This window comes from Sphingobacterium psychroaquaticum, from assembly GCF_900177625.1.
In the GTDB taxonomy this organism is placed as follows: Bacteria; Bacteroidota; Bacteroidia; order Sphingobacteriales; family Sphingobacteriaceae; genus Sphingobacterium; species Sphingobacterium psychroaquaticum.
In genome coordinates this window covers 21,301-27,582 of sequence record NZ_FXAU01000010.1, presented here as the reverse complement: position 1 = coordinate 27,582, position 6,282 = coordinate 21,301, and the positions used below count along the sequence as shown (strand labels likewise).

Here is a 6,282-nt window from a genome sequence, read left to right as displayed (position 1 = left end):
TGGGCTAAGGCGAAATAGAACATAGAGGTTGAATTATTCAGTTCGTCGGTGAGCTTTTCGAAAGAAAACCCTTCTGTTAAATAATTCGCCATATTTTCCTCGGTATTACTTTCGGAAAATGTTTCAAAGAATGTTTCTTTGCCTATTTTTTGTAATTGATTGATATCGCTTAGGGATACTTGCTTTATTGTTATCTGTTCCATTAGTGCCTTGTTTTAGATGTTCCATTCGTAATTTAACCAATCCTTGTTTTCTTCTGCGCCTAATCATTCATAGAACTTTATTCCGGCTTCGTTCCAAGGTGCTACGGTCCATTTTATTTGTTTACAATTATTCGTTTGAGCTTCTTCTTTCAATGCATTATATGTTCGTAATGAATATTGAGTCTAAGTTCGGAAATGAATTTGATGTAAATTTTTACAAATGATAAAAAAGTGATTTATACTAGTTATACGAATATGACAAGCTATTTGCCTAACTTGTAGCGTGATCATTAAAAACAAAAAGAGGTAAATCATTGATATTTACCTCTTTAAAAGCTTAGTTTGTGGAGGTCACGAGAGTTCAATAGAACCTTTAGTGCCTTTATTAGAGTTTATAAAAAGGATAAAAACAGTCAAATAGAATTATAGGAGATTTTCCTATATAATTCTATTTGACTGTTTTTATTTATCTAGATCTTCATATTATAAGATATTTAATTTTGTTTTTTTTGTTATCAATATAATTGTGGTCATCGGTTTCTTTGCGGCACTAAGTATGAAAACTTCATGGGCAGGATTTGCTGTAGCTTTCGGTGTATGGTTAATATACCTGTGTAAGATTACAAATTCAAAACATTAGAAGTTATTCGACATTCCTTTAGAAATCCGCTAAATAAAGATCTCTGTATACAAATGTGAAGCAGAAAGTTTGCCTTTCGAGAGCTTTAAATTAGTAATGTCCAATCCGAGCTGTAGGAGAATGGGCTTTTAAATAGCAATAAAGTAGTTTTGTTTAATTTTCTATTATGGCAGATTATTGGGGCTGTTTGCTAAAAACAACAAAATCACAACTATTTTTCCTTTGCCCAACTAACGTATTGTGGTTTAAAATGTATAGTTGAAAATAATGAATCGTTCTATTTCCATTTATTTGGTTGATTAAAAAATAATCCCCATAAAGAGTTATTCCCATAGGTATTTTGTTTTGTTCTTCTCCTACTTGTAGATAACAATTAATATATTCTCCCTCCTTTACAAATTCAAAAATTCCACTTTGAGTATTATTGTTTAGCCCCCATTCTCCTTTCCAAACTCCTATAATGCCAATCATTCTTTGCTTTTGCTTCTGTGTCGGCAAATTATAATATCCGATATGAGCATCTTCTATTGTTGGATAAATATCCATTCCATAAGTTACTCCGGTACAAACATCTTCAAATCGACTATAAGCAGAAACTACAGAGATATTTTCCTTGACAGATTCTCCATATAGTTCAAATAAAACGAAACCTATACTATCAATTATTTTAAAAGCATCTTCTTTGGCCTGGTGACTACTTTTTTTAACATGGACATAGGAACTTCCTTTGCTCCAAACAAATTCTATTTTTTCTAAAACTTTTTGGCTAAAAGTTTCAAATTCGTCAAATGGAATGGATTTGAATATTTTGAAAAATCTATTTAGGTTTTCTTCTTTCTTTACATTTTGTAATTTAAGGTGAAAATGATTGTCATTTTTTAGTTCAAATGACGATTTAATAAAGTTTGTACTCCTATCAGCAGGATTTGTATCGATAATCTTGGCAACTATTTCATTCTGAAACTTAGTTTTTTCTATCCTTTTGGGGAGTAAAAGAAATTGTTTAAGAACATTAAAACTGGGGCTATGTTTGTCTTCTATTGTTAAGTCGCCAAAGGGATGTGTTTGCTTGGATAATTCTTCATAACAAATTACTTCACAGATGCTTCTGGAAATATTAATTGAGGCTTCATAAAATCCATCTCTAAAAAGCATTTTTGCTTGAATGTAAAATGAGATGGGTAACACATCCTGAAAATACTGAACCTTGGATATATTCAACCATCTGTTAACTTTATCCTCTAAGTTTTCAGAATATTGATTTTTTAAATCATTTTTCAATCGCTCATACGTACAGTCAAATGCTTGTTGAAAAAAAGCATCTTCTTTTCTTTTTTTTCCGAAATCCTTTATTTTGAAAAGTTCCTCGTAGTCTGAAATAATTTGCATGGTTGTGAGTTACGGTTTAGAGATATGAAACTAATCTACCGATTATATAGGGAGATTGTACTACCTCGACAAGCTTAAACCTATTCTATCGTTATCAATATAGATATAATCGCTTTGCCCGTTACTTTCGAACAAAAAGGGTGTAAAATGATTAGATATTCCTACTTCAGAGTATTCTCTGATTCTATATGGAATAATTAATTTTGGTTTTAAAAAGTGAAAAAACTCTAATTCCCACATTCCTCTAAATGGGGACCAATCGAAAAAGAATTTTTCATAATTTCTTCTTGATAATCCTACTGCATAAAATTTTTCTCATTGAATTTCAGTTTCTTCAAAATCAAATCCGTCGGAATTTAGAAATTCTAAAATGTCTTTGTAGTAATTGCGTGATAATATTCCCAAAGATGTATTATCGTACTCTATATTGTCAATAAATGGGTCATGGTAATTACAGGCAACGTTATTAAATAAATTATACGAAACGCAGGCAATCGAAAAATTGACTGGAATGGGGCCAGTTTGGGATTGTGCCTTATGAACAGTCATATTTCCCGAATTAGGTTGGTGTCTGCCTTTCGCCTCAATTGCAAAAATAGAATTCTGGGTATATGCAATTAAGTCAGGTCTTTGTCCTTTTAGTTTATGCCCTTGAATCCGCATTGCAGATTCATAGTTAACAGTAAACAATGAATTATCGATTCTTTTGGAAAGAAAGTCCGCAATTGCTTTTCCTGCTAAATTAGAAAATTGAGCCTTTTCGGTAGGGTCTGAAAGGGTAATTGGGGGTTCAGAAAACCTACCAGCATTAAATGCTCTGCTTTGCATGTAATGACTATAGTGTAATAACATACCTATGGTTCTGAACAACTTCTGTGGAGAAGGAGAGTAAGCTTGTCCGGCAATAGCTAAGTGCTTTATAAAAGCTAATTTCGACATTCTAAAATTTCGATTATGACTTTTTCCACTACTGTCAATATGATGGGTTGATATATTCATTTGTTTTTTTTAATACTCTCTGAATTTCAAATTTAACAAATAAATCTTGTTTATGGGTTGTAGGATAAATAACCGCCATTATAGTACGACAATCAAATACATTATTCAAATGAAAAACAGCTTATTTATATGTCCGTGTCAGAACGGACTAACAGAAAGAAAGAGACATTCCTTACCCGAATAAGAAGACCGATTGCTAAAATATTGCAGGTAGACAGCTTGGATGCTTTTAAGTACTTTATTAAGATTCATTCCAAATACAATTTAGATTGTGAATTTCAAACGGGAATTTAAAGTTACGAGCATCGAAATCTCTAACAATAAGCATTATCTTCGTCTAATGAAAAATACGAGGCTATTTAACAAATTGATGCTGAGTAATTGTCCGTTAAGCAATTGGGATCTTAGCTATTTAAAAACAGAAGGCATATTTCAGGATATTTTGGCTGAAAGTAATATCTATATGATTGTTCAAAGACCAGTTCTTTATTTTCATAACCTTTACGTAGATCCCTATAATGAAAAACCGTTGATACGCTTCGAAATACGGCAAAAGGGTAATGAAGCAGTTTTAGAATGTGCTTTTCCCTATGGCCAATCTAAACTGAGTTGTTTCGCAGATGGTGGTGTCAAATTTCATTTTACTATTGACTACGAATTTATTTCACAGAAAAGATTGGAACCTCCTTTCAACAATATTACAACGATGTTGATATACAAAGATGAAAATGGATATGGAAGCTGGTTCACTCCCGAAAAGATGCTATTTGATTATTGGAATGAGATATTGGAATTGGAGATCAATGGAGATATTACCTCCTTCCTCCAATATAAGGTACATTACATCGGTAAAGCCACGGAAGAGCATATACTAAGAAGGCTCACCGGACATGAGCATCTGCAAGATGTATTATCGATAGAAATGCCTTTGCAGTATGGTTCGCTTCCTACAGATGAAATAGCCCTCCTTTTTTTTGAGTTTAGTGACAATATCCATTTATCGATGTTCTCGCATGGTGAGATAACTGAAGATATATTTGAACAATTGATGTCAGGTAAGATACCCGAGGTCCCTCAAAGAGACCTATATCTTGATGCTGAAAAGGCTCTCATACATGCTTTTACACCAAAACATAATAGAGTAATATACAAGCATTATCCAAAAGGTAAACAGAATTTATTAACAAATCCGCTATACGACATTAAAGCTTATACATACTCGTTTCTTGATCCGATAACGCTCATTTTTAATGATAAATTCATTAAAGGAAATCAGGATTTCTTTGACGTGGACATGTTGTTAGTTAAAAAAGATGAACCGTTGGTTATTTTAAAAAGTTCTAAAAATTAATATTCTTGTCGAATTCCCAAATCAAACTTTATTAACCCAAAATGCATGTGTTTCAGCATACGTCTAGCTTAAACTCTAAATATTCGAAAAGGGGATTTCCTTTTGGGGCAAATAGCCAAAAACAATTTTATATCCTTCCATTTGAAGGTTTTCGGAAATCCTTTTGACTCCAAATTTACTGCAGAGCGTTTTCATGCATTTCCAATAATTGTCTGCGCAAAAAAAAAACGCGAAACATCGGCCAATAATTTATATGATCCGGCCGCCAACTGCCAGTAGACATAACTTTTGTTTAATTAGGGTAATCATTTGGACTGTCGTTCTTAAAGAATCAATTTCGACTCTAGTGATAACGATTATCTTACGTTGTTGCATTAAGTGATTAGCTATCGTATTATGAGCTGCATTTAGGTCATCTTGATTACCTGTAATCCCTTGATTTGCTATTAATATACCGAAATCGAGTCCCCTTGATTGGAGTTTCTGACAGAACCAACTTACCTCAATACTCGAAACTGGATTACTCCAATTCTTACATTCAATCAATACCACATTGGGTAAAAAATGGAGGCCGTTAGAGGCCTTGTTATTCCATACAGCAACATCTATTTCTTCGTTGTGGAAAGCGTTCATTTGATTCCGTATGGCTATCTCTACTCCAGGGATAGTCTGGAACAGGTAACAGGCGAGATCTTCAAAAGCCTTGCCTCTGGCCTGATTCGTACCGCCATTGTCACAGTCATGGAAATGGCCGTTGAGCGTTCTTCGTGAATAGTTAGCCATATCAGATATTATGAACTAAGTTATTCCTAATTTTTTTTATAGATGCCACGAAATCTTGAAACTGCAGCTCGAACACGAGTTGACGTATGGAAATAAACAGCTGTCGGGGAGTGATAGGTAGGTCTTCCTGCTTTAGATTGCCGAGACGATCATAAAAAATCAAACAGCTACCAACAAGGGTATTTATAGTATTTAGCTTGGTAAGATTATTAATAATAGTTTCTAGATTCGAACGGTTTATTTCTGTCTTGACCTCTATAACAATGGGATTATCAAGCAAGGAGCTAAGCTCATCGCTCCATATTGAAAAATCGGGCGACCATTTCCTGTCGTTCTTCAAAGTAGAATTCTTAACTACATTTACATTGTAAACCCTGAGAAGGTCCTGAAAAAAGATTTCCAACTCCGATCCTGATTTGCCTGTTGCAGTATTATATCTTTCTATGATATCAAAATTATTTTTAGCTGGGATTGGTTGCCCACCTCCATAAAATTTGGGTAATGACGAGCTATCCGTTTTTCTCTTGCGCTTCTTAACAGACAAATTTTTTAGAAATAACTCAAGACTGAACCCGATCTTTGCAGATTCTGTGGGGTAAGCATGGACATAGGTGGAATCTAATAAGAAAGTATCTTCTTCTCCTCCTGCGAACACAGTAAAAATGGGTTTATTCAGAGCTACAGCCAAACCGACCTCAAAAGCGATATGAGGGTTCATTTTTGAATAAATAAAAAAGACAAAGTCGCAATTGTTTACGGCATTTTTTATTGTCTGTTGCAGAGAATTTCCGTATTGCATCTCTTTTATGGAATCAAAAATCTCTATGCCGTTTTCGGTCAAAAGATTACGTATTACAGTTGTGTCATCTCCATAACTGTAAGAAAGAAATGTCTTCATTTGCTTGCGTTATTTTTTA

Annotated in this window: 5 protein-coding genes and 1 pseudogene; 1 reads left to right on the top strand and 5 read right to left on the bottom strand. The window is 33.7% G+C overall.

What is annotated here, in order from left to right; all coding sequences use genetic code 11:
- The 3 genes and pseudogenes from B9Y69_RS18915 to B9Y69_RS18900 form a co-directional block, all read right to left on the bottom strand.
- A pseudogene (locus tag B9Y69_RS18915) lies at nucleotides 1-203 on the bottom strand (GNAT family N-acetyltransferase); the annotation flags it as partial.
- An 814-nt stretch (nucleotides 204-1,017) separates the two neighbouring features.
- Nucleotides 1,018-2,232 carry a hypothetical protein gene (locus tag B9Y69_RS18905; protein ID WP_085474564.1) on the bottom strand — a complete coding sequence of 405 codons (1,215 nt, stop codon included), beginning with the start codon at nucleotides 2,230-2,232 and terminating at the stop codon, nucleotides 1,018-1,020.
- Between the two features lie 315 nt (nucleotides 2,233-2,547).
- Nucleotides 2,548-3,231: a hypothetical protein gene (locus B9Y69_RS18900; RefSeq protein ID WP_200811835.1), complete on the bottom strand. Its 684-nt coding sequence runs from the start codon at nucleotides 3,229-3,231 to the stop codon at nucleotides 2,548-2,550.
- Between the two features lie 340 nt (nucleotides 3,232-3,571).
- On the opposite strand from B9Y69_RS18900, the gene B9Y69_RS18895 reads away from it, so the two are divergent.
- Nucleotides 3,572-4,582 carry a hypothetical protein gene (locus tag B9Y69_RS18895; RefSeq protein WP_144036630.1) on the top strand — a complete coding sequence of 337 codons (1,011 nt, stop codon included), beginning with the start codon at nucleotides 3,572-3,574 and terminating at the stop codon, nucleotides 4,580-4,582.
- 249 nt (nucleotides 4,583-4,831) lie between these two features.
- Here the strand turns inward: B9Y69_RS18895 and B9Y69_RS18890 are convergent, their stop codons facing one another.
- The gene (locus B9Y69_RS18890) at nucleotides 4,832-5,365 is read right to left on the bottom strand and encodes a restriction endonuclease (protein WP_085474562.1); all 534 of its coding nucleotides are present in this window, start codon (nucleotides 5,363-5,365) and stop codon (nucleotides 4,832-4,834) included.
- Between the two features lies 1 nt (nucleotide 5,366).
- Nucleotides 5,367-6,263, bottom strand: a complete 897-nt coding sequence (locus tag B9Y69_RS18885; protein WP_144036629.1) for a toll/interleukin-1 receptor domain-containing protein — start codon at nucleotides 6,261-6,263, stop codon at nucleotides 5,367-5,369.
- Nucleotides 6,264-6,282 lie beyond the last annotated feature (19 nt).

Excerpts from the sequence above, each read along its gene's own strand:
- B9Y69_RS18900 (WP_200811835.1), bottom strand. The coding sequence starts at position 3,231 with ATGAATATATCAACCCATCATATTGACAGTAGTGGAAAAAGTCATAAT.
- B9Y69_RS18890 (WP_085474562.1), bottom strand. The coding sequence starts at position 5,365 with ATGGCTAACTATTCACGAAGAACGCTCAACGGCCATTTCCATGACTGT.
- B9Y69_RS18895 (WP_144036630.1), top strand. The coding sequence starts at position 3,572 with ATGAAAAATACGAGGCTATTTAACAAATTGATGCTGAGTAATTGTCCG.
- B9Y69_RS18885 (WP_144036629.1), bottom strand. The coding sequence starts at position 6,263 with ATGAAGACATTTCTTTCTTACAGTTATGGAGATGACACAACTGTAATA.
- B9Y69_RS18905 (WP_085474564.1), bottom strand. The coding sequence starts at position 2,232 with ATGCAAATTATTTCAGACTACGAGGAACTTTTCAAAATAAAGGATTTC.